Here is a 1,325-nt window from a genome sequence, read left to right as displayed (position 1 = left end):
TGCTCCGTGGCGAGCTTGCCGGCGACCAGCATGGGCACGTGATAGAAGATCTCCCAGTTGTAGGTGGCGTAGGGGTTGTCGAACGAGAAGTCGAATTCCTCGATCGGCAGCTCACCGCGCACGGCGTTGAGGTTGAGGCCCATGCCGTCGGCGAGGCCGAACGGGTTGATCGACTTTCGCTGGCGGAATAGCTGGCTGTTGACCGGCGGCGCGTACAAGCCCGGGAGGCCGCCGCTCGCCAGCGCCTCTTGCAGGTCACGCGCGAACGGATGGTAAAGTTCGACCATCTCGAGCACGAAGCCCTGCGACGCGGGCGGGTAGTCGTCCTGGTTGCTCGGGAGGTCCTTGTTGGCCCGGACCATCGCAGCATTGCGGGCGGGGAGCGCCTTGCCTGAGGCGCCACGGGTCCTGGGTCGCTGCTCTCGGGCCTGTCGGGGATCGGGAGCGTCGGGGAGCTCGGGCTCCGGCGGCGGGCAGAGCACGAGGCTCGCGGGGTTGAAGTGGCCAATGAGGGCCGGGTTGGCGGGGCTGGCTCCGAACGAGTACCCGGGTTCGAGTAGGTACTTGCGCAGGCGATCGTCGTAGATCGCCGGCAGCATCGTCGCGTTACCGTGCGGCGTCCAGATGCCAGCCTGGTGCACGAAGGTTGCTATGCGCGAACTCGACGGACGGTTGAACAACAGCTTCTTCGCGTCGCCTTGTATGAACTTTACCTGCGTCACCTCGAATGGGTCGAAGTCGCCTTGATGCTTGCCAGAGTTGACATTGCGTTGACCTTCAAAATCGTAGTTTGGCTCCAACGCGATGAAGCCCCTATTCTCGATCACCGCAATGTCGATCGTGGTTTCGTTGTCGAGCTCAGCCTGTGCATAGTTTTGATGCAAGTCCATCCATTTCGCTCGACCATGGGCACGCTGTTCGACTTGGTCGAAACGAAAGGTCGCGGCGATCCCAGGAATGCCGTTAGCCACGTCGTGGTCTTGCCACAGCGCGGTTAGGATGATCTGCTGGCCGGCCACGATGAGGTGCAGCCGATAGTCGTGCGGTGGCAATTCCCGTGATCCGCTGAGCTTCGACATCGTGGGCTTGCCCCAACCATCGGGGGCGCGCTCGATGTGGTGGACGCGGAAGCGATACCTCGGCGGGGCGTCCTCATCCTCCGCCTGCTGCTCATGCTCGGTCGCCCAGAACAAATGCAGCCGGCCTTTGTAGAGCACGATAGCGGCGGCGTCACTGTCGATCCCGGTTGGAACCGCCTCCCAAGCCTCCCAGGTGCCGATCGGAAGCCGCCGCCGCACGAACCACTCATGCGGGCTCGCGTGGGT

Annotated in this window: 1 protein-coding gene; it reads right to left on the bottom strand. The window is 63.4% G+C overall.

Features of this window, described 5'->3' with window-relative positions:
* A partial coding sequence (locus ENSA7_RS44850) for a neuraminidase-like domain-containing protein (protein WP_181234630.1) occupies window positions 1-1,325 on the bottom strand: 1,325 nt, incomplete at both ends.

Source organism: Enhygromyxa salina (assembly GCF_002994635.1).
Lineage (GTDB): Bacteria > Myxococcota_A > Polyangia > Nannocystales > Nannocystaceae > Plesiocystis > Plesiocystis salina_B.
The sequence above is the reverse complement of the archived record's forward strand: the minus strand, read 5'-3'. Positions and strand labels throughout refer to the sequence as shown.